Annotated in this window: 21 protein-coding genes; 16 read left to right on the top strand and 5 right to left on the bottom strand. The window is 70.5% G+C overall.

All coding sequences use genetic code 11. The annotated features are described in order from the left end of the window. Positions 1-99: 99 nt before the first annotated feature. Positions 100-690 carry a nucleoside deaminase gene (locus ACFVSN_RS43220; RefSeq protein WP_387958988.1) on the bottom strand — a complete coding sequence of 197 codons (591 nt, stop codon included), beginning with the start codon at positions 688-690 and terminating at the stop codon, positions 100-102. A 109-nt stretch (positions 691-799) separates the two neighbouring features. On the opposite strand from ACFVSN_RS43220, the gene ACFVSN_RS43225 reads away from it, so the two are divergent. Further along, positions 800-1,060, top strand: coding sequence for a hypothetical protein (locus tag ACFVSN_RS43225; RefSeq protein ID WP_387596967.1), 261 nt, complete (start codon positions 800-802; stop codon positions 1,058-1,060). Positions 1,061-1,185: 125 nt separating this feature from the next. Here the strand turns inward: ACFVSN_RS43225 and ACFVSN_RS43230 are convergent, their stop codons facing one another. Both ACFVSN_RS43230 and ACFVSN_RS43235 read right to left on the bottom strand, forming a co-directional pair. Then, complete coding sequence (locus ACFVSN_RS43230; protein WP_387596970.1) at positions 1,186-1,938, bottom strand: dienelactone hydrolase family protein; 753 nt, start codon at positions 1,936-1,938, stop codon at positions 1,186-1,188. Positions 1,939-2,120: 182 nt separating this feature from the next. Continuing rightward, positions 2,121-2,777: a histone deacetylase gene (locus ACFVSN_RS43235; protein ID WP_387596973.1), complete on the bottom strand. Its 657-nt coding sequence runs from the start codon at positions 2,775-2,777 to the stop codon at positions 2,121-2,123. 696 nt (positions 2,778-3,473) lie between these two features. Between ACFVSN_RS43235 and ACFVSN_RS43240 the strand changes: the two genes are divergently transcribed. Together ACFVSN_RS43240 and ACFVSN_RS43245 are read left to right on the top strand one after the other, a co-directional pair. Continuing rightward, positions 3,474-7,460 (top strand): Pls/PosA family non-ribosomal peptide synthetase, encoded by a 3,987-nt coding sequence (locus ACFVSN_RS43240; RefSeq protein WP_387596976.1) that lies wholly within the window; start codon positions 3,474-3,476, stop codon positions 7,458-7,460. 107 nt (positions 7,461-7,567) lie between these two features. Continuing rightward, on the top strand, positions 7,568-7,783 hold the full coding sequence (locus ACFVSN_RS43245; RefSeq protein ID WP_387596979.1) for a DUF4287 domain-containing protein: 216 nt from the start codon (positions 7,568-7,570) through the stop codon (positions 7,781-7,783). Between the two features lie 57 nt (positions 7,784-7,840). Here ACFVSN_RS43245 and ACFVSN_RS43250 read toward each other — a convergent pair whose 3' ends face one another. Further along, on the bottom strand, positions 7,841-8,800 hold the full coding sequence (locus ACFVSN_RS43250; protein ID WP_387596982.1) for a LysR substrate-binding domain-containing protein: 960 nt from the start codon (positions 8,798-8,800) through the stop codon (positions 7,841-7,843). 495 nt (positions 8,801-9,295) lie between these two features. Here ACFVSN_RS43250 and ACFVSN_RS43255 point away from each other — a divergent pair, with 495 nt between their 5' ends. Beyond that, a complete protein-coding gene (locus ACFVSN_RS43255) occupies positions 9,296-9,895 on the top strand; it encodes a carbonic anhydrase (RefSeq protein WP_387958991.1) in 600 nt (199 codons plus the stop codon). Between the two features lie 30 nt (positions 9,896-9,925). On the opposite strand, the gene ACFVSN_RS43260 is transcribed toward ACFVSN_RS43255, so the two are convergent. Then, positions 9,926-10,999 carry a hypothetical protein gene (locus tag ACFVSN_RS43260; protein ID WP_387958993.1) on the bottom strand — a complete coding sequence of 358 codons (1,074 nt, stop codon included), beginning with the start codon at positions 10,997-10,999 and terminating at the stop codon, positions 9,926-9,928. Positions 11,000-12,108: 1,109 nt separating this feature from the next. Here ACFVSN_RS43260 and ACFVSN_RS43265 point away from each other — a divergent pair. The 12 genes from ACFVSN_RS43265 (at position 12,109) to ACFVSN_RS43320 (ending at position 24,006) form a co-directional block, all read left to right on the top strand. Then, positions 12,109-12,972: a hypothetical protein gene (locus ACFVSN_RS43265; protein ID WP_387958996.1), complete on the top strand. Its 864-nt coding sequence runs from the start codon at positions 12,109-12,111 to the stop codon at positions 12,970-12,972. Positions 12,973-13,060: 88 nt separating this feature from the next. Next, positions 13,061-13,954, top strand: a complete 894-nt coding sequence (locus ACFVSN_RS43270; RefSeq protein WP_387596993.1) for a helix-turn-helix domain-containing protein — start codon at positions 13,061-13,063, stop codon at positions 13,952-13,954. A 199-nt stretch (positions 13,955-14,153) separates the two neighbouring features. Further along, positions 14,154-15,479 carry a DUF1996 domain-containing protein gene (locus ACFVSN_RS43275; RefSeq protein ID WP_387597039.1) on the top strand — a complete coding sequence of 442 codons (1,326 nt, stop codon included), beginning with the start codon at positions 14,154-14,156 and terminating at the stop codon, positions 15,477-15,479. A 41-nt stretch (positions 15,480-15,520) separates the two neighbouring features. Continuing rightward, positions 15,521-15,880 carry a WhiB family transcriptional regulator gene (locus tag ACFVSN_RS43280; protein ID WP_387597042.1) on the top strand — a complete coding sequence of 120 codons (360 nt, stop codon included), beginning with the start codon at positions 15,521-15,523 and terminating at the stop codon, positions 15,878-15,880. A gap of 98 nt (positions 15,881-15,978) precedes the next feature. Further along, positions 15,979-16,977, top strand: a complete 999-nt coding sequence (locus tag ACFVSN_RS43285; RefSeq protein WP_387596996.1) for a trypsin-like serine peptidase — start codon at positions 15,979-15,981, stop codon at positions 16,975-16,977. Between the two features lie 120 nt (positions 16,978-17,097). Further along, a complete protein-coding gene (locus ACFVSN_RS43290; protein ID WP_387596999.1) occupies positions 17,098-17,778 on the top strand; it encodes a DUF4142 domain-containing protein in 681 nt (226 codons plus the stop codon). After that, entirely contained in the window at positions 17,775-18,965 is a 1,191-nt protein-coding gene (locus tag ACFVSN_RS43295) for a hypothetical protein (protein WP_387597002.1), read from the top strand. Before ACFVSN_RS43290 ends, ACFVSN_RS43295 begins: the two co-directional genes overlap by 4 nt. A gap of 9 nt (positions 18,966-18,974) precedes the next feature. Further along, positions 18,975-19,397 (top strand): hypothetical protein, encoded by a 423-nt coding sequence (locus ACFVSN_RS43300; protein ID WP_387597005.1) that lies wholly within the window; start codon positions 18,975-18,977, stop codon positions 19,395-19,397. A 186-nt stretch (positions 19,398-19,583) separates the two neighbouring features. Beyond that, on the top strand, positions 19,584-20,327 hold the full coding sequence (locus tag ACFVSN_RS43305) for a hypothetical protein (RefSeq protein WP_387597008.1): 744 nt from the start codon (positions 19,584-19,586) through the stop codon (positions 20,325-20,327). Positions 20,328-20,332: 5 nt separating this feature from the next. Beyond that, positions 20,333-21,775, top strand: a complete 1,443-nt coding sequence (locus ACFVSN_RS43310; RefSeq protein WP_387597010.1) for an NADH-ubiquinone oxidoreductase-F iron-sulfur binding region domain-containing protein — start codon at positions 20,333-20,335, stop codon at positions 21,773-21,775. A 64-nt stretch (positions 21,776-21,839) separates the two neighbouring features. After that, entirely contained in the window at positions 21,840-22,904 is a 1,065-nt protein-coding gene (locus tag ACFVSN_RS43315) for a PucR family transcriptional regulator (protein ID WP_387597013.1), read from the top strand. Between the two features lie 91 nt (positions 22,905-22,995). After that, a complete protein-coding gene (locus ACFVSN_RS43320) occupies positions 22,996-24,006 on the top strand; it encodes a hypothetical protein (RefSeq protein ID WP_387597016.1) in 1,011 nt (336 codons plus the stop codon). Positions 24,007-24,022 lie beyond the last annotated feature (16 nt).

Genomic DNA, 24,022 nt, shown 5'->3' on the forward strand with positions numbered 1-24,022 from the left:
CGGATTCGCAGTCGCGAGGGGCGGGAAACCGGCCCGGCTGCGGCGGGTGCGCACCCCGATCCGCCCTCACCGACCCGGCCGGCGCCGTCTTCGCGCTGCTCACCGCGGCATGGATGAGGGCCTGACTCCGTCCGCCGCGGCGGTGTGCCTCCGCAGCTGCCGGGCCTGTTCGAAGAGGGCGTCGGTGCAGTCGGCCAGTACGCCGCCCAGGAGCAGTTCGGGGGTGTAGAAGGTGTCCGCCCGGGCCGTCACCTCGCGGACGGACAGGTCGATCTGGGGGATGCCTGAGCTGCGGATGGCGTCGACGGAGCTCGCCCAGACGATGCGGCGCAGCCCGGCCCAGATCATCGCGCCGGTGCACATCGGGCAGGGCTCGCCGGTGGTGTAGAGGGTGGTGTCGGCCCAGCCGTCGTTGCCGTGCCGGGCGACGTAGTCGGTGATGGCGGCGGTCTCGCCGTGCAGGAGCGGGCTGGAGGCCTTGGCGTTGACGCCGCGTGCCAGGACCTCGCCGGTGTCGGTGGCGACGATGACCGCGCCGAAGGGGTAGAGGGGGTTGGTGCGGGCGAGGTCGACGGCCAGCCACATGAACCGCTCGTGCTCGCCGTCGCCGCCCGCGGCACGCGGCGGGGCGGCGACCGGGAGCGCGGTGCCGGCCAGGGCCTGCAGGATCCGGCGTCGGGCGACGTCCATGGAGGTCCCCTCCTCGTTGGCGGCGTCCCACGCTAGCGGCGACCGGGGGCAGGGCGTGGGAAGTCGGCCGATCCGACTTCCCACGCCCGCGTGGTCGTAGGGTTCCGGTGTGTCGAGGACCAGTGTGAGCAACGAGACCGAGAGCATGCTCTGCCTCTGGGTGGAGCCGTGGGGCACCGATCACTGGATGCGTCCGGGCGAGGAGTTCACGGTGGTGACCGGGAAGGATCCCGAGGAGTCGCCGTTCAACACGGTCGTGCACGCCCAGGGCATCACGGTGTGGGTGAACTCGGCGAACGCCTCCGAAGTCGTCGACGGGAACGGCGACCCGGTGCCGTGCGGGCACCAGCGCCCGGCCGGTGCCTTCTGATCACCTGCCACTGGCGAGTGAACTACCTTGGTGGCGCGGCATAGTGATGATGTGCTCGGCCACGCCGCCGCGGCGCGGGAGGGCGGAGGGGGAAGCCGGCCGTGCCGACTTCCCACTCGGGTGCGTTACGCCGTGCCGAGGTGGCGGCTCAGGAAGAGGGCCGGGTCCTCGAAGGCGGGGACGTCGCCGTGGCCGCCGGGGTTGGCGTGCAGGGTCTTCTCCTTGGAGGCGAAGGCGTCGAACAGGCCCAGGGCCAGCTCGCGCGGGACCTCGGCGTCGTCCCACTGGAGCAGGAACTCCACCGGGACGGTGACCCGCCGGGCCGCCGCCAGCAGTCCCTCGTGCGGGATGAACCCGCCGCCGAAGATCGCGGCCCGGATCCTCGGCTCGGCGGCCGCCAGCGGGATGCCGATCGCCGTGCCGAGGGTGATGCCGCCGCCGTAGCCGATCGGCGCGTCGGGGCCGATCTCGGGCAGCCGCTGGAGGGCGTCGAGCGTGGCCCGCCATTCCGGGACGGCGAGTTCGGCGAGGTGGGTGCCGTAGGCGGCGACGATCGGGCCCAGCGGCTCGCCGTCCTGGCGGGCCCGGATCATGTCGGCCCGGGCCCGGTCGTCGACGGCCGTGCGGGGACGCTCCCCGTGACCGGGCGCGTCGATGGCCACGACCGTGTACCCGCAGGCCCGCACGAGGTGCCGGGCGCGGTCGGCCTGGGCCAGGGTCTTCTTGTGCAGTCCGCCGCCGTGGCCCATCAGGACCAGCGGCGCCTGCCGGCAGCCGGCTTCGGGCGACCACAGGACGCCGGGGACCTCACCGAGGAGGAAGTCGCGCTCGCGGACACCGGCGGAGGCGGTGTCGGACGTGAAGTGGAGAGAGGACATAGGAATCACCTTCCGGGACATGCGTCGTTCTCGGCGCTCCCGGCGAATACCTATGCCGTGACGGGAAGAGGGAGCACCCGCGTGGTCACTGCGTTCACGGGTTCCACCTCCTGACGTGCGGTCACGGTTACGGGAGGGGATGCTAGCAGTCCCCCACGGGGCTGCGCGCACCCCCTTTTCCGTCAGCCCAGGACGGCCAGCACGTCCCGCTCGCTCCAGTGCCCGGCCGCGCCCGGGCGGGTGGCGAGGTAGGCGGCGCAGCGGCGGGCGCTCCAGGCGTGGGACTGTGCGAGTCCGGCGGCCAGGGTGCGCAGGTAGGGCGCGGTGGGCGGGTTGAGGCGGGCGGCGGCCAGGCCCCCGGGGGCGGTGAAGGTGAGCAGGGGCAGGCCGTCGAGCGTGCCCGCGCGCAGCAGGGTCTCGTAGCGGCCGGGGCCGGTGCGGTCGCGGCCGTGGGTGAGGACGCGGGTGAGGTCGAGGTCGGTTCCGGGGGAGCGGTGCATCTCCTGGGCGGCGACGTCGCCGAACTGGCCGTCCGTCAGGAGGTAGGCGCGGAAGGGTGTTTCGCCGCCCGCGTCGGGGTCGGGGAAGTCGGGGTCGGGGAAGCCGGGGTCGGGGAAGTCGGGGTCGTAGAAGCAGACGCCGCCGCCCCAGGTGGGGGAGTGCCAGGCGAAGTACATCGTCCCGGGCAGGGTCACCGCGGCGTCGCGCCGCGGCGGGCGCGGGTCGCGGCATCCGGGGTAGTGGCGTGCGCCGCCCTCGGGGCGTCCGCCGGCGAGGTAGCAGGCCATGCGGGCGGCGTCCAGGTTCGACCCGTACGCCGCGTACCAGACCAGGCTCACGGACGACGACGCTAGCAAGGGCGGCCGGGAGAAGCGGGGAGGCGGGGAGGCGGGGAAGTCCGGGGGAGTGCGAGGGGCGGGGGAGGTCCGGGGACGCCCGGTGGGGAGTTCGGGGGGATGTCCGGGAGAAAGTCCGGGGCCGGTCCACGGCGTCCCCGGCACCTCCTACGTCGAATGCGTGTGCGTCCCGTCGCCGGCCCCCGCGCTTCCCTCACCAGCCCCTCACCCGGGCCCCGGGGGCCGCCCCGGTGCGTTCCCGAAGAGTCCGCCCAGGTCAACGCCGCCGTCACGGTGTGTCGTCCGGGTGAACGGTTCGCACACCCCCGCGGAGGCGGTGTCCCCGCCGCAGCCGGTAGCGTTCCGGTCGCATGGCGTTCATCACTCCCATCCCTCCCGTCACGGCGCCGTCCTCCCGCAGCCGCTACCCTTCACCAGCGAAAACACCCCATAAAGACCGAAATCACATTCGAATCGTTCCCCTGCCGTCCCGTGCGGCACAGATCGTGAGAATTTCCTTTGACCACGCTCCATCTGCATCCGCAGGACTCCCCACCGAGTCATGGTGAAAGAACGTGCTTCCACGGGCGTCACCCCGAGTGACGCCCGTGCGCGTTCGCACCCGCCCACCCCGCGGGTGACGCCGCACCCGAGCCAACAGACCTGACCCAGGAACCGGAGCCGAGGAAACCACCCCCCATGGACGCACGCCAGGACACGGCCGGCCCAGGCACGCTGCACCGCCCCCACCCCGGGTACGCGGCCGCCTGGCCGGTGGCCCAGCCCGCCCACCCGCGCAGCCTGCTCGACATCATCGCCGCCACCGCGGACGCCCACCCCCACGCGCCCGCCCTGGACACCGGCACCCGGGTGCTCGACTACCGCACCCTCCTGCAGGAGGTCGACGCCCTCGCCGGCACCCTGGCCGGCCACGGCATCGGATGCGGCGACCGCGTCGGCGTGCGCATCCCCTCCGGCACCGCCGACCTGTACGTCGCCGTCCTCGCCGTCCTGCGCTGCGGCGCCGCCTACGTGCCGGTGGACGCCGACGACCCCGACGAGCGCGCCGCCATGATCTGGCACGACGCCCAGGTGTGCGCCGTCATCGGCGCCGGCCACCAGCTGAGCGCCGGCCCCCAGGCCCGCCCGTCGGGCCGCCCCGCCTGGCCCTCGCCCGCCGACGACGCCTGGATCATCTTCACCTCCGGCACCACCGGCCGCCCCAAGGGCGTCGCCGTCACCCACCGCAGCGCCGCCGCCTTCGTCGACGCCGAGGCCCGCCTGTTCCTCCAGCAGCGGCCGCTGGGCCCCGGCGACCGCGTCCTGGCCGGCCTGTCGGTGGCCTTCGACGCCTCCTGCGAGGAGATGTGGATCGCCTGGCGCCACGGCGCCTGCCTGGTGCCCGCCCCGCGCTCCCTCGTCAAGGCCGGCACCGACCTCGGCCCCTGGCTCGTCGAGCGCCGCATCACCGCCGTCTCCACCGTCCCCACCCTGCTCGCCCTGTGGCCCCAGGAGTGCCTGGACGCGGTGCGCCTGATCATCGTCGGCGGCGAGGCCTGCCCCGCCGAACTCGTCGAGCGCCTGGCCACCCCCGGACGCGAGTTCTGGAACACCTACGGCCCCACCGAGACCACCGTCGTCGCCACCGCCGCCCGCATGCTGCCCGGCCAGCCCGTGCGCATCGGCGCCCCCCTGGACGGCTGGGAGATCGCCGTCGTCGACCAGAACGGCCACCCCGTGCCCTGGTACGAGACCGGCGAACTGCTCATCACCGGCGTCGGCACCGCCCGCTACCTCGACCCCGCCAAGGACGCCGAGAAGTTCAGCCCCCACCCCGTCTTCGCCTCCCCGCGCGTCTACCGCAGCGGCGACCTCGTGCGCAACGACCCCGAAGGCCTCGTCTTCGTCGGCCGCGCCGACGACCAGGTCAAGCTCGGCGGCCGGCGCATCGAACTCGGCGAGATCGACGCCGCCCTCCAGGCCCTGCCCGACGTGCGCGCCGCGGCCGCCGCCGTCCGCAAGACCCCCGCCGGCGCCGACCTGCTGGTCGGCTACCTCGTCGCCCGCCCCGGCACCCACCCCGACCTCGCCGCCGCCCGCCAGCTGCTGCTGGAGCGCCTGCCCGCCCCGCTCGTGCCGGTCCTCGCCCTCGTCGAGTCCCTGCCCACCAAGACCTCCGGCAAGGTCGACCGCAACGCCCTGCCCTGGCCGCTGGCCACCACCGGCCGCCAGGACGCCGCGGCCGCCGGCCCCCTGGAGGGCACCGCCGGCTGGCTCGCCGGCTACTGGGAGGCCCTGCTCGGCATGGCCCCCGGCGCCGGCGACGACTTCTTCGCCCTCGGCGGCTCCAGCCTCACCGCCGCCCGCCTCGTCTCCGAACTGCGCACCCGCTACCCCGGCGTGTCCGTCGCCGACCTCTACGCCCACCCCGGCCTGAGCGCGATGGCCGCCCACCTCGACTCCCTCGCACCGCCGCACACCGGCGCCCGCACCCCCGAGGCCCCCGCGCCCCGCCGGCGCGACGTGCGCCGCACCCCCGCCAGCGCCGGCCTGTGGCAGACCATCGCCCTGTTCGGCCTCTTCACCCTCGCCGGCCTGCGCTGGGTCCTGGTCCTCACCGCCCTCGACAACCTCACCGGCGCCCACCTGCCCTGGGCCCCCCACTCCTCCTGGTGGCCCGTCCTCGCCGGCCTCCTCCTCTTCTACAGCGCCCCCGGCCGCACCCTGCTCGCCGCCGCGAGCGCCCGCGTCATCACCGCCGGCATCCGCCCCGGCAGCCACCCCCGCGGCGGCCACGTCCACCTGCGCCTGTGGCTCGCCGAACGCACCGTCGCCCTCTTCGGCGTCGGCGCCCTGCCCGGCACCCCCTGGGCCGCCCGCTACGCGCGCGCCCTGGGCTGCCGCGTCGGCAAGGACGTCCACCTGCACACCCTGCCCCCCGTCACCGGCCTCGCCCGCATCGGCACCGGCGCCGTCCTCGAATCCGAGGCCGACATCGCCGGCTGGTGGCTGGACGGCGACATCCTCCACCTCGGCCACGTCGAGATCGGCGAAGGCGCCCGCGTCGCCACCCGCTCCACCCTCATGCCCGGCGCCCGCGTCGGCGCCGGCGCCGACATCGCCCCCGGCTCCTGCGTCACCGGCACCGTCCCCGCCCGCGAACACTGGCACGGCTCCCCGGCCCGCCCCGCCCCCGAGGCACCCGCCGGCTGGCCCGCCCACCCCGCCCCGCGCGCACGCTCGCGCGCCTGGAACCTCGCCTACGGCACCGGCCTGACCCTCTTCGGCCTCCTGCCGCTGATCGCCGCCGCCCCGGCCCTCGCGATCATCTACCCGATGATCGACGCCGACCGCACCCTGGGCCAGGCCATCCTCCAGCTCCTTCCCCTCACCATCCCCCTGACCGTCCTCACCCTCTTCTGCCACGCCACGCTCATAGTCCTGGCCGTGCGCCTGTTCTCCCGCCCCCTGCGCCCCGGCCACCACCCCGCCCACGGCAAGGTCGCCTTCTGCGCCTGGGCCGTCCACCGCCTCACCGACACCGCCCGCCGCACCCTCTTCCCCCTCTACGCCAGCCTCTTCACCCCGCTGTGGCTGCGCCTGCTCGGGGCGAAGATCGGCCGGCGCGTCGAGGCCTCCACGGTCCTGTCCCTGCCCGGCCTCATGCGCGTGGACGACGGCGCCTTCCTCGCCGACGACACCCTCGTCGCCCCCTACGAGGTCCGCGCCGGCTGGCTGCACCTGGGCCCCGCCCAGGTCGGCAAGCGCTCCTTCGTCGGCAACTCCGGCATCGTCGGCCCCGGGCGCCACCTGCCCGACAACTCCCTCGTCGGCGTCCTGTCCGACACCCCCGCCCACGCCCCCGAGGGCTCCTCCTGGCTCGGGCGCCCCGCCTTCGCGCTGCCCCGCGTCGCCGACACCGGCGGCGAGGCCCGCACCTACGACCCGCCCAGGCGCCTGATGTGGGCGCGCGCCGGCGTCGAGCTGTGCCGCCTGCTGCCGATCGTCCTGGCCGTCGTCCTCGGCGACTTCGTCCTCGCCGCCTTCCAGGAGATCCGCGACGACTACGGCGTGCCCACCGCCATCGCCACCGGCGGACTGGTCCTCGCCCTGGCCGCCGTCATCGCCTGCGCGCTGACCACCGCCGCCAAGTGGCTGCTCGTGGGCCGCTTCCGCACCGACGAGCACCCCCTGTGGTCCTCCTTCGTGTGGCGCAACGAGCTCTACGACACCTTCGTCGAGGAACTCGCCATGCCCTTCGGCGGCTCCAGCATCACCGGCACCCCCTACCTCAACCTGTGGCTGCGCAGCCTGGGCGCGCGCATCGGGCGCGGCGTGTGGTGCGAGACCCACTGGCTGCCCGAGAGCGACCTCGTCACCGTCGAGGCCGGCGCCAGCGTCAACCGCGGCACCGTCCTGCAGACCCACCTCTTCCACGACCGCGTCATGCGCCTGGGCACCGTCCACCTCGGCGCGGGCTCCACCACCGGGCCGCACTCCATCGTGCTGCTCAACTCCGCCCTGGGCGAGGGCAGCACCGTCGGCCCGGCCTCCCTGGTCATGCGCGGCGAGAACGTCCCCGGCTCCACCCGCTGGCTCGGCAACCCCGTCGCCGCCTGGAACGCCGACCCCACCCCGCCCGCCGGCCGCCGCGCCGGCCGGGGAAGGCGGCGCGCCACGGTGTGACGCGAGTCACGCGCGTGAAGCGATGAGTGCGCGGTGCGATCACGGTCTCAACCCGTGAAACGCACCGCGCACGCTATTTGTGTGCCACCCCGGAAGGACACCGCACCATGACCGCCACCCCCGTGAAGGGCCCCGCCGCCTACTTCCCGTCGATCGAGAAGAAGTACGGCCGCCCCGTCGCCGAGTGGAAGGACCTCATCCGCACCTCCCCGCTCACCAGGCACATGGAGCTCGTCGCCTGGCTCAAGACCGAGCACGGCCTGGGCCACGGCCACGCCAACGCCCTCGTCGCCCACACCCTCGCGCAGGCTGCCGGAGCCTGAGCGGGTTCGGCCCGCGGGGCACCGCATTTCGGCAGCCGGACCTTTCGTGGGACTGCATTACGGGGGGCCCATCTCGTCGAGCAGGCCGAGGAATGAGCGTTCTGCGGGGGTGAGCGCGTGATCGATGCGATGGGCTGCCGTGATCAGCCGCCGGGCCGGTGCCGGGTCGATGTCCAGGACACTCAGGGAGCCGGTGGACAGTTCGCTTCGCACCGCCGTCCGGGCCATCAGGGAGACGCCGTAGCCGGTCTCCAGGATTCGCTTGATGACCTCTCCGGAACCCACGTGTGAGGTCCGTACGTTCTCCAGCCCCCATCTCGCCAGGGATTCCTCCTGGGCCCGGCGGTCACTGGAGCCGGTCTCGCGCAGCAGGAACACCTCGTTCCCGAGCTGGGAGGGGACGATCCGCGACCCGGTCAACCGGTGTCCGCGCTTGGTCACCAGGACGAGATCCTCGTTGGCGAACGCCTTCTGGGTCAGCCTCGGTTCGTGAAGGCGCCCGGCCAGGACTCCCACGGCGCAGGAGCCGGATAACAGGCGTTGAGCGATGGCCTCCTGGTTCCCGACCTGCAGGTCGACCTCGACGTCCGGAAACCGCCAATGGAACGTTCGGAGCAGCCGCGGGATCAGCGTGGCACCCACCATGCTCGTGGCACCGATGGACAGCACCTCTGCGCCGGATCGGTCGGCCGCCGCCGCCGCACGCTTGGCCTCCCGGGTCAGCCGGACGAGGCCGCGGGCATAGCGGGCGAACACTTCGCCCGCCGCAGTGGCCTGGGGGAGCCCGCCCGCCCTTCGGCGGATGAGCTGTACGTCGAGGTCCTTCTCCAGCAGGCGGAGGTGTTTCGACACGGTTGGCTGGCTCACCATGAGTCGCCGGGCGGCAGTCGTGAAGCTTCTGGCGTCCAGGATCTCCAGGAACACCTCAAGGCGGCGGATGTTGATGATCCCTCCCAGTGAACTGGAATGCGTTAGTGGCCCCTCAGGCAGATTTCGGCATGGGCATGATCTTGACATTCATCGTAGGAGGCGCCAAGGAGCCAGGAGGTGCCTTGTGTGTGCTCTGGGCCCTGTGCCCGGTGGCGGCCCCTGGTCATCCCCGGCTGACACACGTTTCGGGTGAAGAGCAGGTCCCTTTTCATCGGTTTCCGGTAAGGCCGTGAGAAAGGGGCCAGGAGCCGTGGGAAGTTGGCGAGGCTCGCCGTGAACGCATCGGAGAGTCCGTCTTCGTGAGAACTCTCGTGGGCGGCAGGGAACTTACGGCTGACCGAAGTGGGAGTGTGCTGTGTGGGTTCGGACAAGTGCCCTCCTGGAGGTCGCGGCACCGTTCGCCGTGAGTTTCCTGTCCCTGGTCGGCGGGTTGCGTCATCTCGATCGTCTCGCTCGCTTCATCGATCCCCTGATGGACGTTCCGCGGGGTACACGGGCCGGCGGCAGCCGGGACGACGAGGCCGCATCGTCCACCGCCCCTGCGGAAGGCCCGTGTCCCCCTTGCAGATCCAGGAGTAAGCAGTGGAAGCACTCATAGCCCGGACCCGCCGGTATTCACGGGACATGGCGGGGCGTCGGCAGGAACTGGCGAGACTCTCCTTCGGCCAGCGTCCGCAGGCCCTGTTCATCTCGTGCTCGGACTCCCGTGTGCAGCCTTCGTCGATGACCGGTGCAGAGCCGGGCCAGGTCCTCGAACTGCGGATGGCGGGGAACGTCATCCCAGCCTACCGGCCCGATGCGGTGTGTGGCGTGGGAGCGACACTGGAGTATGCACTGGAGGAGCTGAACACGCCCGACATCATCGTCTGCGGGCACTCGCACTGCGACGCCCTGCGAGGCCTCGTCCACCGGCGGACCACGACACCCCTGATGGAGGGGTGGCTGACACGGACGGCGGAGACGGCGTCCGTCCCGATGCTGACGGTGATGCCGGGACCGTCCGTGCTCTCGGCGCGCGCTCAGCAGCACGTGCTGGTGCAGCTGGCGCACCTGCGGACGTATCCCGTGGTCGCGCGACACCTCGTCAGCGGGCGGGTGGGTCTGCACGCGTGGTTCTACCGTGTCGAATCGGGCGAGGTGCTGTCCTGGCGCCCCGGGCCCGGTGCATTCCGCCCGCTCTGAGGCGCTGCGGCGGCGTGACGGGCTGCGGCTCTACATGGTGGCGAGCCGCTGTTCGACGGCTGCGGCGGCCTGAGCCTGGCCGGCTTCAAGCAGGACCGCGGCCAGGTCCGAGCCGAGCGGCTTGCTCTGGGGCCAGCTCGCGTCCAGCCGGAACCAGCTGGCCTGGGCATTCTGAAGGGCTTCCTGCCGAGGGCCGGACCCTTGGGGCAGCCAGACAGCGCGTTGCCGGGCGGCTTTGATCCACAGTTGGGTGGCTCTGGTGGTGTCGCCGCTTGCGGCTGCGATCACCGCCTGCGTTTCGAGTACCTCCACCATCCAGGAGCCCTGCCGGCCGTGGTCGCGGACGACCTGCTGTTCCCACTGGGCCGCCATCTGCGCCGCGGCCCCGTAGTTTCCGGCATGCACGGCGTGGTTGATGGCCGAACGCAGAGCCGGCTCAGTGGGACGCACATTCGTCTCCAGGCCGGGTGCTGCCGGCCGGACGAGGCCTGTCGTCATCCGGGGAGCGGGTGGAGCGGGCGGAGGTGCGCCCCGGTCGGCGGACTGTACCGGATAGGCGTTTCCACCGAGGACCACGGTGCCCGAGCCGAGTTTGGCCGTCTCGATGGCCATGGCGTGGAGCTGGGCCAGGTGGCTTCCTCCGGGTGCTGCCATGAGCCTGGCCAATGCCGTCGAGTAAACGGGAGTGGTTTCTCGGGCGTAGCGTCCTCGTGGCGGGTGGACGACTCCCCACTGCGCGGTGTGCGGCGGTAGTTGGAGATCGGTCGGTCGCAGCGGGAAGCACGACGCGTCTGCCAGGAGGTCGACGATCACAGTGGTGGTGTTGGGCCGACGTTGGGTCAGTTCCAGGCTGATCCAATGCCACGGCAGTTCGGTGTAGCGCCTCGTGCCGCCGGTCGTCTTCGTCAGGACGATGTGGAGCTGCCCGTGAAGGCGGTCTCGGGTCACCTGGCCGCACAGGTAGATCAGCAGGGGGCCGTTGGCGATGGCCGCTGCATGGATTCGCGCGAGCACCGACTGGGACTCTCCCGGGTTGATGACCTGGGTGATGTCGACCGGTCCCGTCCAGCCGGAGAGCATCGTCTCAGATGTCACGGCTGCCATGGCCGCCGCCCCGTGTTCGGAGTCGAACCCGGAGTGACGCTGCCGGGCGCCCGTCGCAAGGAGGAGGACGTGTCCGCGGCCGCTTGTGTGATGCGCCGTCATGGTTAGCCGCCTTGAGTCTCGGACTTCGGTTCAGTCCACTTTCGTGGAGGGTCGGCCGGCCCGCTTCGAAGGAAGACGCTGGGGGCAGGGAGCAGCCTATGGCCCCTCAGCGGCTTGTCTCGGTGTCTTCGTGGTGCCTCCTCCCGTACGGGTTGAGGAAAGGCCGCCGTGGACCTGGGGCCGATCTTCGTCAGAGACGGGCGCATCATCACATCCGTCGTGCCTATGCCAAGGCGGTATCTCCAACGTATCTGACTGGACATCAGGACAGGTTGTGCCAAGGCGGCCCGACGAGACGCGGGTGCGGTGAGGGGGCCCCAAAGGGGCGCAGCGATGACTTAAAGGGTGGGAATCGTGACCTGTCGGGCCTCGGGCGGGCCGAGCTAATCTCCCTCCCGCGAGGGGGTGCCTCGTTGGTGCCTGCGCGAAGCCGCTGTCATGGCGTCGCCAAAAATCCCTCTAGCATCGGCGGTCGATGCGCGTGCCAGGAGCGCGCTGTCGCATCTCCAGCAACAGAAGGCGGTGAGGTCTGCACCATGGCGCGGCACCCATTGGCGTTCCTGCGCACTTCTCTCGGATATACCCAGACTTCCTATGCGCGGCTGATAAGCGAGGTCCACGCACACCTGGGATTCGGGGGCATCGCTGCACGCAGGGAAAAGGTCTCGCGCTGGGAGTCGGGTGCGGTTGCGCCGGATATCCAGACCCAGCTTGCGATCGCCCACATTCACCACGTGAGGCGTGAGGACGTGTACAGGTCGGGATGGCCGCACTGGCTTCATCTGGCCTCCGGAGATTTCGGCCCGGGCGTAGTCGCGACAGCCCCTGAGACCGGTGCGATGGCTCCGGGCCGGGTCTTCAGGGCGCACCTCCCGTCCAGGTCGTACGTCTCCCTGACCGGGCAGCCACTCGCCCGTTTCGCCCGTTCCCTGTCCTCCTTGAGCTCCACGGTCCCGCAGGCACGTGCGGGTGCGTCGGGTGCGGAATGCACGGCCGGCTTCCGGGAGTTGGTCGACTCACTGGGAGAGCTCATCCCTGAGGTCAGCCCATGGGTCCTGTTGCCGGCGGCAACGGGCTGCCTCGGGCACCTCACAGTGGCACTCTCCAGCACCTCTTTCAGCCCGGAGGTCCGGGGGGAAGTGCTCCTGCTGGCCGCACGGGCCGGCGACCTGTGCGGTCGGCTGGCGGCCGCCGGAGGGAAGTGGGCTGATGCCGAGAGGTTCTTCCTCGACGCCGCCCGCACCGCAGCGATGATCGGTCAACCGGTCCTGGCGGCCGTCTGTCTCTCGAACCTCTCCATGTGCCACATGCGAGCAGGTGACCCGGACGACGGCCTGTTGCTTCTCGACGTCTCACGCTCGATGGCCGGTCATGGTGATCCGGGCCTCACGGCACTGAACCGGTGCCGGGAAGCGGTCGGCCGTGGACGAGCCGGAGATGAGATCGGATCATTCCGACTCCTGGAAAGAGCATATGAGGAAGTGTCCGGCCGGTGCGGTGTTGTTCCGGGCGGAATACTGTCGTCCGGCCAGTCGGTGACCGAGGAATGGCTGGCTGTCAGCAGTGGGATTATCTGGGCTGATCTGAGGCGTCCGCGTCGGGCCCTGGATGGCTTTTCGCCCGCCCTTGGAGCGGACATTCCGGAAAGACCCTTCAGGATGCCCACCTGGATCATCCCCCTCGCCCTCCGCGTACACCTCGACCTGGGGAACGTTGACGAGGCCGTTCATCACGCCAGGCGCGCCGTGTTGCTCCTCGGCGGCATGCCGACCTCCCTGGGCACACACATCCGGGGCGTCTTCTCGGCATACCGCACGGTGCCGTCGGTTTCGGCTCTTCTGGCCGAGCTCCGGTCGGCTGCCGGTTCCTGACCCTCTTCCGCGCCGGACCGGCCCCGGGTGCGCGCCATCGCCCGCGGGCGATGGCGCGTGCGTCGGACATGAGAGATGTGAGTGCACGATGACCGAGCATCCGCTGGCCCTTCTGCGGGAGGCACGGGGGCTGAGCCACCCGGCCTATGCCCAACTCGTGGCCAGGACCCACGCGGAGCTGGGGTACGGGAACATGGCGGCCAGACGGGAGAAGGTCTCGCGCTGGGAATCGGGGCGGATTGTGCCGCACCGTACCACTCAGCTCGCGATCGCGAAGATCCATGGCGTGTCCGGCAACGACGTGCTGCGCCTCGGGTGGCCGGCCTGGCTGCACGTGGCGGCTCGGGAAGTCGTGCTGGCCGTACAGCCCTGGACCTTCGACGGAACGATCGCGGTGCTGGCGAGCCTCGGCTGCCCAGGCGCCCACGTGGACAGCGAGGCGCCGGTGCTTGTCGGGCGGACCCTGGCGGGACTGGTGAACCGCGCCCTCGCTGCCGTGTCCGATCCGACGGAGCCGTCCCATGCGGGCGGCTATCTCGGTCCCGGGGTGGTCGCACGGGTGGAATCGAGAGTGGCCGTGCTGGAGTCGATGCGAAGCCAGGTGCAGCCGGAGGCCCTGAGCCGCTCGGTGGACGGCGAGTTCGGGTTCCTCGCTTCCCTCCTGGCCGGTGCGGGCTACGGTCCGGCGACCGGCGCCCGGTTCCTGGCGCTGATCTCGCGGATCTGCGACCTTGCCGCGGCTCTCCACCAGGACCTCGCCGACTTCGCCAAGGTCGAGGAGTACTGCCATGTGGGGGTGCGTCTCGCCGTCGCCGCAGGAGCCGTCTCGCGTGCCGCCGGATGCTTCGGACGGCTCGCCCTAGTGCACGAGCGTCTGGGAGACGCGGCGGACGCGTCGATGCTGGCGGACGCCGTCCTGGCATTGGAGGGGTGGCCGGGAGAGCACCCCTCTCATCGGGCGGCCGGGCGAGTTCAGGACTAGCAGTTTCCGCACAGCCCGGCACGACTTTTTTGTTCAGTTCTCACGACTGCTAGGAGGAATTCGGTGGCGTCATAGGCTCGATCCATCGGGTCCGGCAATCAGTTTCCAGGTTCCGGGTAAAGGATAGGGGGTTGCCGCAGTGGATATGGGAAATCGGGTTCGATTCGGAAATGTTGCGAGGCTCGCCGCTGTGACGGTGATGCTGGCCGGCGGCGGACTGTCCGTCGTCTCGTGCTCGACCGCCGGTGAACCGGAGAGCCGTACGGAGTCCGCCGCAGAAATTCGGAATCTCAGCACGATTAGCTGCCCCGATGTCGGGGACAGCTTTCAAGGAAGCACCAGCACCGACCCTGCCACGCAGGAAAGCCTCGGGCTGCTCGACCAACAGGTGGCCGATGCCTACCAGACCCTGGTCGGTACGGACGGCAGCCCGAAGCACACCGAGGACGTACTCGCAGACCTGGCCACGAGGCGGCGGCAGACCATTGCCGAAATCGCTGACAGTCGGCACACGGCGGCTGACCAGCGTTCCGCCCTTCTCACGATGGCCACGTGCTCGGTCAAGAGCGAAGCCGCCGGACCCGCCGCCGACGGGGCAGTCACCGCCCTCAGCGGCCAGAACGGCAAAGGTGCCAAGGCCCGGGCGAACGGGCTGAGCAGCAGGGACTTCGTTGACATCACCAAGGCCCAGCCCAACGCCGCGCCGCCCACAGGCGGAAAGGGCGCGTCTACCGGGACGTTCAGTTCCAGGTGCGGCACCAATGAGAACCAGCAGCACCTCAATGCCGACAATGTCATCGTGACGCCCGGCGTCCAGGCCGCCGCCCACCACGAACACGACTACGTGGGCAACACCAGCACCGACTTCCGCTCCAGCCTCACCACCCTGCAAGCAGCCCGCACCACCTGCACGAACGGGGACCTGTCCACCTACTACGCACCCGTGGTGCGGCTCCTCGGCAGCCCGCCCGGCCAGGACGCCAATCGGCCTGGAGGCGGTCCGGACCAGAATCAAGGCAGCATCCTCACCCCGGCCGGCTTCGACATCACGTTCCGGGGAAATCCCGCAGGTCCGGTCCAGGCAATGGACTTCGGTACACGGATCATCACCGGTGACGCGAAGGCCTTCACCAACGGCCCCGGGAACGCCCACGCCTCGTGGAGCTGCTCGGGTTTCGAGAACATCCAGTTCAAGGACAAGTACCCGCTCTGCCCCGCAAATTCCAAGATGGTGCGCACCTTCGCCTTCCCGGACTGCTCGAACGGGCAGCAGGACAGCGCGAACCACCGCTCACACACGGCCTTCGCGAACGACCGCGGGCAGTGTCCAAAAGGGTTTCACCCGGTACCGCAGCTGGTGATGACGGTGTCCTATGTCATTCCGCCTGGACAGTTCTACGCCGTCGACAGTTTCCCGGAACAGGTCCACAAGCCGGTCACCGACCACGCGGACTTCATCAACGTCATGAACCGTCCCCTGATGGACAAGGCTGTCGCCTGCATAAATTCGGGAATGAAATGCTGAGCCGGGAGACCTTGGCACAGGTGAAGAGGAGCGTGACCGCAATGAAGTCCTTACCGGCGGCGTACCGCTCACCGCATGACTCCAAGGTGAAGCCGTGCACGACGGCCTCCCTCCGGCTCTTCTTCCCCCGCCAGGAGAGCAACAACGCCCTGCAGCCCACACGCCAGGAACGCCGAGCACTCGCCTTGTGCGCCCAATGCCATCCCGGAGTGCGGGAGGCGTGCCTGGAACGGCAGATCGCGTTTGGGATCACCGGACAGAGCGGGATCTCCGGGGGCACGACAGCGGTGCAGCGCCAGGCGCTCATCCGCCTGAGGGCAGAGGGCCGGGCCGACCTGCTGGTCCGGGTGATCGACGAACAGCTCAAGTTCGTGTCCGGGAACGAGGACACACAACGATGAAGCGATACGCAAGGACGGTCAGGACCCCGGGACGGCAAGGCCGCACGGAAGGGCCTGCACGGGGCCGGGCGGCACTTCTCGGGCTGACGGCGATGGTCATGATCGCCGCCACGGCATGCGAGCCCGACACTGCCCTGACCACGGCCGGCCAGTCGGATCCGCGGAAGGCCGAGAGCTGGACGATGGCCGACTGGCAGCGATGGGCCCGGCAGCAGAACCTGGGACAGCCCATGCAGACGGGATCGTGGAGCATGGACGACATGCGCTCGGCCCGAGCGGCGGCCCCGTCCATGACGGCTGGCACCGCCGCTGCAGCCACCGACCCCTTCCCGGACCCGATAGAGCCCAAATCGGCCCAGCCAGGCGACCGTTCGCTCGCGGTCTTCGGGAAGATCTTCATGCGGAGCTCGGCAGCAGCACTGGTTTGCTCGGGCACGGTCATCACCGACCCGGTGCATCCAGGCAAGAGCAACCTCGTGTGGACCGCGTCGCACTGCCTCCATGAAGGCAAGGGCGGCAAGCCGATGACCGACGTCGCCTTCGTCCCGGCCTTCGACGGCGCGGCCCCGTCGGAACAGCAGGGCCGTCCGTTCGGCGCCTGGAACGGCATCAGCTACATCGTCTCACCCCAGTGGACCGCCGAGGGCGGTGAACAGGGCGGGCCGGTAAGCCAGTTCGACTTCGGCGTGCTGCGTGTCACGCCTCCCTCCGGAGCGCGATCACTGGAGGAGACCGTCGGGGGGTCGATCCCCGTGCGCTTCGATGTCGCACGGGAACGATTGGCCTCGATGGCGGTCTTCGGCTACCCGGCCGCTCCGCCGTTCGACGGGCGCAGACTCGACCTCTGCAATTCGCCCGTCGGGCCGGCCCGGCTGTCCTTCGATCCCGCCCGCCCCACGATGCTCACTATCGGCTGCACCATGACCGGGGGATCAAGTGGTGGCGGATGGATCGTCAGGACGCCGAGTGGGAGCAGGTTCCTGGTCAGTAACACGTCCATCGGCCCCAGCCCCGCACAGTGGCTCGCCGGACCCGCACTGGGGGACGAGGCCAAGCAGGTCTTCGACTTCTTCGACCGGCAGGTGCAGCCGAGCTAACGGCAGGCCCGCCGACACCGGCCCGGCATCGCCGCCGGCCGGCTCCGTGTGGACTGGAAGGGATGATCACGAATGGCCATCAGCGGGCGGAAGGGGCGGACCCCATCCGGAGCGCGATTCATGGGAATGGGGCTGATCAGCACCATCCAGGTATCGAAGGGAGTGGTAACCGCCGGCATCGTCATGGGCCTGGCCGCGACGATCGCGTCCCTGGCGATACCCGTCAAACTGTTCGGGGAAGCCAGGCGCGCGTCCGCTCTCACCAGCGCGAGCACCCCGCTCACCGCCGCGACCCCCGCAGGGTTCACCGACGACGGCGAAGGAGTCCGGAGCACACCGTACGGGCCGCTCACGGCGATCGACCGCGACTTCGTCCGCCGGGTGAAACTCGCAGGTCTCTGGGAAGGCCCCGCTGGGCAGCAGGCCCAGCAGACCAGCAGGACCGCCCAGGTCAAGGTGGCCGGCGAGCACATGGTCGACGGCCACAACAGCCTGAACGTCGCGGACGCACTTGCGGCCCAACTCCTGAAGGTGGACCGGATGCCCACCGAACCCACCAGCGAACAGAAGGACTGGCTGGCGCAGATCCGGTCTGCTCCGGCGGACCGGTTCGACCCGCTCTTCGTGAACCTGACCCGGGAAGCGCACGGCAAGGTGTTCCAGGTTCTGGCCTACACCCGTGCCCACACGCAGAACAGCCAGGTGCGCCAGCTCGCCGAGGTCGCGGACAAGACCGTCCGCGATCACATGGACATGCTCGAGAAGACCCAACTCTGGAAGCCTGCCGAGGAAGCCAAATGAGGAACATCGCACAGAAGCGGACGGCAGACGCCATCCCCTTCCTCAAGTACGTGCTCGCGGGAACCGTAGCCGTCACCCTCCTGGCGACGTCCGGGTGTGGACCCGCCACGACCGCCAGCGTGAAGGCGGCCGCCAACACGGGCGCGATCCCGCACACTGACGAGAACGCGACCGGGCCGACACCCGACTCCCCCACGCCGAGCCCCGGGGGCGCCGGGCCCAACGGACTGGCGGTGAAGTCCAACGACGAGGTGGGGAACTTCCTGACCGACGCGCTGGGCAACTCCGTCTACGTCTTCGACAAGGACACCGCCAACCCGCCGAAGTCGAACTGCAACGGCGACTGCGCGCAGACCTGGCGTCCGGTCCCGCAGGTGGACACCACCAAGCAGTGGCCCGGGGTGACAGGACCGGTCGGGTCCGTAACGCGCGACGACAACACCCAGCAAGTGACCATCGCCGGCCATCCCCTGTACACGTACGTCATGGACACCGCCCCCGGCGACACCAAGGGCAACGGGGCGAGCAACGGGCTCTGGGCCTTGGCCGCCCCCGACGGGACCAAGGCTGCCAAGCGCCAGGCCGGGGCCAACGGCCAGGGGCAGGGCGGTCAGGGTGGCAAGGGCCAGGGCACAGCCGGCAACGGCCAGGGGCAGGGGCAGGGGCAGGGGCAGGGCGGTCAGGGCGGCAAGGGCCAGGGTACAGCCGGCAACGGCCAGGGGCAGGGCGGTCAGGGCGGCAAGGGCCAGGGTGGCAACGGCCAGGGCACAGCCGGCAACGGCCAAGGTGGCAAGGAACCGGGCCCCCAGGGAGGTGCCGACACCAACCTGACGGTCGTCGTGGTGCCGGCCATCGGCGACGTGCTCTCCCTGAACAGGCGGGTGATCTACCTGAACGGGGACGGAATCCTCCTGGGCGACCGCCGCAGGTGCCGCGATGCGTGCCTCAGCCAGTGGCGACCGGTGAGGAGGGCGGACCTGAGGGACTTCGATCGCTCGCTCGGCCTTCAGATCGGCGAGGTCGTCACCGAAACGGGTCTCGTGCAGCTCACCATCAACGGTGAGCGCGCCTTCTGGTTCGGGGGGGACACGGAGATCCTCGACGTGCGGGGCAGGGGCGACCACGATTGCTGGTGGCCGTTCTCCTCGGCCGGGCTGTCGACCCGTGTCGTGGTCCGCGGAAACTGACCCGGCGCCATGGCCAACGCGTTCCAGGCCCGATGGTTCCTCCTCTACTGCCTCGGGCTGTCGGTCATATCCGTGACTGCACTCTGCTGGCCGACCCCCACCCCCTTCGACAGCGGTCGACCGTCGCCGGCCGCCCTGGTGCTGCGGACATCCGCCCAGCTGAACTGTTCGCCCGACACGGCCGTGGACACCCCCGAAATGGCCGAGTCCGACTGCAGCGCTGCTGATGTCCACTACCGCCTGCTGACGTTCGCCGACGACAGTGCCAAGTGCCAGTGGCTCGGCCTGGCCAAGGACTACGGCGGGACATACGTCACCGGGGAACGGTGGGTGGTGGTTCCGTGGCCGGACGCCATGGCCGGACAGGTGCACAGGATGCTCGGCGGGAGCGTCGAGACCGGCGACTCCCACCTGAGCCACCCCGAACACTGATTGACCCTCAGGCGCGGCCCCGCCTCCGGCAGGGCCCGACGGAAGGAAGGAACAACGAGCATGCCTCCTCGACGACGCTACGGAACGAGGGCCCAGCGCGGCCGTACCGCCACCCCCGCAGCCGTAGCGAGCAACCCCGCGGACACGGGGACCCCAGCCCCCTTCCGCCGCAGGTTGTTACGCGGCGTGCTCGGCGCTCTGGCCGCCGCCGCATTCGCCGCGCTCTACCTGGGGGCGATCCAACTATCGTCCGGAGTACAGCAGTTCCTCGACTTCGGCGCAGGAGTTTTCGCCCTGGTGTGCCTGAGCGGGGCGGTGCTGTGGGGGCTGGCGTCGACCGACCGCTTCTTCCTGTACTCGGACCACCGGCTGATCACCCAGAGCGTGCACCGGGTCCTGGCAGTGGCAGGACTGGCTTTCCTGGCACTGCACATATGGATCAAGGTATCCGAAAACCACGTGGCCGGGCTCGCAGCGGTCCTGCCCTTCACCGACGGAGCCCAACCGGTACTCGTGGGCCTCGGCACCCTCGCCGGATACGTCTTCGCCGGAGTGGCGATCACCGGCGCGATCCGCAGCCGCTTCGCCTCCCAAAGCGGTGCCCGCCTGTGGCGGCTACTGCACATGACGTCGTACCTGGCCTGGGGGGCGGCCCTGATCCACGGCCTCAAATCCGGAAGGGCGGGCAAGGACTGGGTGACGATCTCGTACGTGGTCTGCCTGGCGGCCGTCGCCATCGTCCTGCTCCTGAAACTCCGTTCGTCCAGCCGGCTGCCGGGCCAGGCGGCCGACGGCCCGGCGCCGGTGCCGCCACCCACCCGCCCCGCCCCGCCCCGGTCTTCGGCGGCGCCCCCTGAAAGGGGCGAAGCCCCGTCACCGCTGGAACAGCCCATCGCACCCACCTTCGTCTACAAGCGGCGGATACCGTGAACGACGTGCAGCCCAGCGTGACCTCATTCGGGCCGCCAATGCTCCTGGCCGGCACCGAGAACGGGCGCCTCAACCAGGCACGGCACCTGGCCGTACACGGCCCACTGCCGCTGCTGCGCTCCGACGAGGTCGTCTCGCTGACCCGGCAGATCGACCTTCGGGGGCGGGGCGGGGCAGGATTCCCCTTCGCCCGCAAGATCCAGGCCGTGCTCGATTCGGCCCGCAGATCCGACGGGAACCCCGCAGTCGTCGTCAACGGGACCGAGGGCGAACCCAGCTGCCTCAAGGACACCGCGCTGCTCCTCAACAGCCCGCACCTGGTTCTCGACGGCGCCGAGGTGGCCGCCACCGCGGTGGGCGCCGACCGGGTGGTCGTCGGCGTGACCCGCCAGGACATCGAGGCCTCTGTCCAACAAGCCCTGCAGGAACGGGCGTTCTCGCGTGTGGCCATGCGAGTGGTCAGACTGCCCGAGCGGTTCGTCACGGGCGAGGGATCGGCGCTGACGAACGGCCTCAACGGCGGACCAGCCCTCCCTTCCGGGCGTAAGGTCCGTACCAGCGAGCGTGGGCTGGACGGACTGCCGACACTGCTGTCCAACACCGAGACGTTCGCCCAACTCGGCGTCGCCGCCAGGCTCGGCGTGGAGCGCTACTGCGAGACCGGCCTGCCGGACGAACCGGGCACGGTGCTGCTCACGCTCGCCGGCCAGGCCGTCGTGGAAGCCCCCGCAGGATCTCCCCTGAAGTACATCCTGCAGATGTGCGGCCTGTCCGTCGGTCAGGGGCTCCTCGTGGGCGGCTACCACGGCATGTGGCTCAGCGCGAGCGCGAGCGCGGACGCCCTGGCCTCGCGGGCCTCGCTCAGGGCGCTGGGAGCCACGCTCGGCGCCGGCGCCGTCCTGCCGCTGCCCGAGGACACCTGCCCCATCGGGGAGACCGCACGGGTCGCCCGCTGGATGGCCGACGAGTCGGCCCGGCAGTGCGGGCCCTGCGCCTGGGGACTGGACCGCCTTGCCGACGGGCTGGAGGCCCTCACCGGCACCGGGGGGCAAAGCGCGTACGACACCGTTTTCACGCACGTCCGAGGAGTCCTCGGCCGGGGGGCGTGCACCCATCCCGACGGGACCTCGCGCTTCGTTTCCTCGGCGCTGGAAGCCTTCCCGGACGACGTCAGTCTGCACGTGTACTCCGGAGGCTGCGGCCGGGCGGTGGCGGGTGTCCTGCCCATCACCAAGGACGCCGAGAAGGAGACGGACCAGCGACTCGTGATCGACTGGACGCTGTGCCGGGCCCACGGCCTGTGCGCAGACGTGCTCCCGGACCTCATCCAACTCGGCCCTGACGGTTATCCGAAGGCGGCCACAATGCCCCTGAAGGACTCCCAGCGTGCGGATGCGATCCGGGCCGTGCGACGCTGTCCGGCGCTCGCCCTGAGGATCGTCGCCTGATCCACACGGTGGCACAGCGAACCCATCCGGAACCGCAGGGCTGGGAAAGGGGCAGATCCAGCTCATGGAAGACACCGATGCGCAGCGCCGCAGGCCGCCGCAGGCCGCCTCCCGCTCGCTCATTCGTACGACCGCGTCGTTCCTCCGGGACATCGTGGAGATCGCCGACCGGTATGAACGAGGCGCCTACGGCACCGCCACCCGCTCCGGGGAGCGCTGGGCGGGCGTCGAGCAGGCACTCCAGGCCCTTCTCGGCGAGATGGCCGAATCCGTTGGACCGGCGCACCCCGACGCGAGCGGAAAGCCGCAACCTCGGCCCGGGACGGATGCCGGCAACAAGGGAGCCACGGTCGTCCAGATGGCCCAGGCACGCCGGCACCTGGCCGACGGCCTCACCGGCAGAGCCATCGTCCCGAGCAGGACGCTCAACGAACTGGCCGGAAGCGTCGGCTGGGCCGCTCTTCCCACCCGGGTCCAACTGATCGTGGTCGCCGTCGACGGCACGCTGCCGGGCCCGCCGACACCCAACAGCATCATGACGCTCCTCGCACCGGGGGAACTGTGTGTCCTCATACCCGATCCGGGCCAGAGGATCTCCGCCGATCTCCAACGCTGGCTGAACGGCCGTACGGCGGCCGTGGGACCGTCGGTCAAGCTGGCAGAGGCGGGTGAATCGCTCCGGTGGGCCCGCCGTCTCCTGGCCTTCCAGCACACGAAGCGCGGCCCCGGGCCGCGTGTGGCCTACGTCGAGGAACACCTGTCGACGATCCTGCTGCTCCAGGACGAGGCACTGGCGAACCACCTCGTGGAGCAGAAGCTCGGCGTCATGGACACACTGACGAACCGGCAGAAGGACCAGCTGAGCGAAACCTTGATGGTGTGGCTGATCGGCGGGGGAGCGACCATCGCCGCCAAGGTCCTCGGTGTCCACCCGCAGACGATCAGGTACCGGGTCCGCAAGCTGGAGCGCATGTTCGGACCCGCCCTGGAGGACCCGAGAAGCCGGTTCGAACTGGAGCTGGCCCTGCGCCTCCGCCAGCTGGCACGGGTCTCCCGCAGGCACAACTACCACGGCGAGGGCGGACCGGACGGACAGGCGGTCGCCGCCGCGGACGCTCCGCCCGGCTAGCTCGTCCGTAGCCAGGTGGCACGGTGCCCGTATCGGTCTGCGCTCGGACGCCGGATCACCTGACTGCGCAGTGCCCCAAGGAGAAGGGGAGATGTACCACGACAACGGAGGCCGTTACGGGGAGGCCGAGGCGGACCACCGGATCTTGCGGAGAATGCCACTGCTGCTGCGGGCCGGCCCCCCGACCGGGGACACCGCGGAAACGGACCAGAGCGGACCGGTGCTCTCCGACGCCCTGTACTGGCTGCACCAGGTCCAGCGGTTGGGCGTGGCCGTCGCACAGACCCACACAGCCCTGAACGGCCTCCCCCCGCACCCCCTCGCATCCGCCCTCCCGCCATGGCGTGGAGTCCTTGAGGCCCTCGGGGCGGGTACCGCGTACACCGCCGGGCTGCTCCAACAGGCCGTGGACAAGACGAGTTCCCTTCTGCGCACGGACGGCCGACGGGCACCGTGGGACGACGCAGTCAGCGGGGCAGCCTGGGTCCGGGCCACGTGCAGCATGCGCGCCGAATCGGCGATCTGCGCCGAACTCGTCCAAATGTGCGGCCCAGGCCTGATCGCCGACCGGGCGGCGAAACTGGGTGCGCAGGCCCAGAACGTATTCCAGGCCATGGCTGGTGCCGACGTGTTCGGCGCATGGCGGGCCGCCATGGACCCGCTCTACCTGGCATGGCTGGACGGCGACCTTCGCTCCTTCAACGCGCCCCCGCCACTCTTCGCACATCGAGCGGCCCTCTACACGGCCTATCCGGCCCTGGCGACAGACAGCGCGGACGATGAGCCCTTGTCCAACGTCGACGTCCTCCCCATCGGCAGCCTGGAGCGGTACGTCAGCGACGCGGCCGGCTCGTGGTGGGCGATCATCATCGCGGTTCCGGGCAACCCGGAGGACCCGAGGAACTGGCCGAATCCCTCAGCCGCGGTGCTGGCCAGCAGCGCCCACGGAGACGCCTCGCCGGGACGGTGCTACCTGCTGGCCGACATGGTGACGCCACATCAGGTACTGCCCCTCATCACCTCCGGCCGCTCCCTGGAGGACATCGCGGGATTCCTGGCAGCCGCGGTCCCGCCTGTTCCGGCCGGCCGCCTGGGGGCCTGACCGTAGTCCAGAGGTG

It is taken from the genome of Kitasatospora sp. NPDC057904 (genome assembly GCF_042887925.1).
Taxonomy (GTDB): domain Bacteria; phylum Actinomycetota; class Actinomycetes; order Streptomycetales; family Streptomycetaceae; genus Kitasatospora.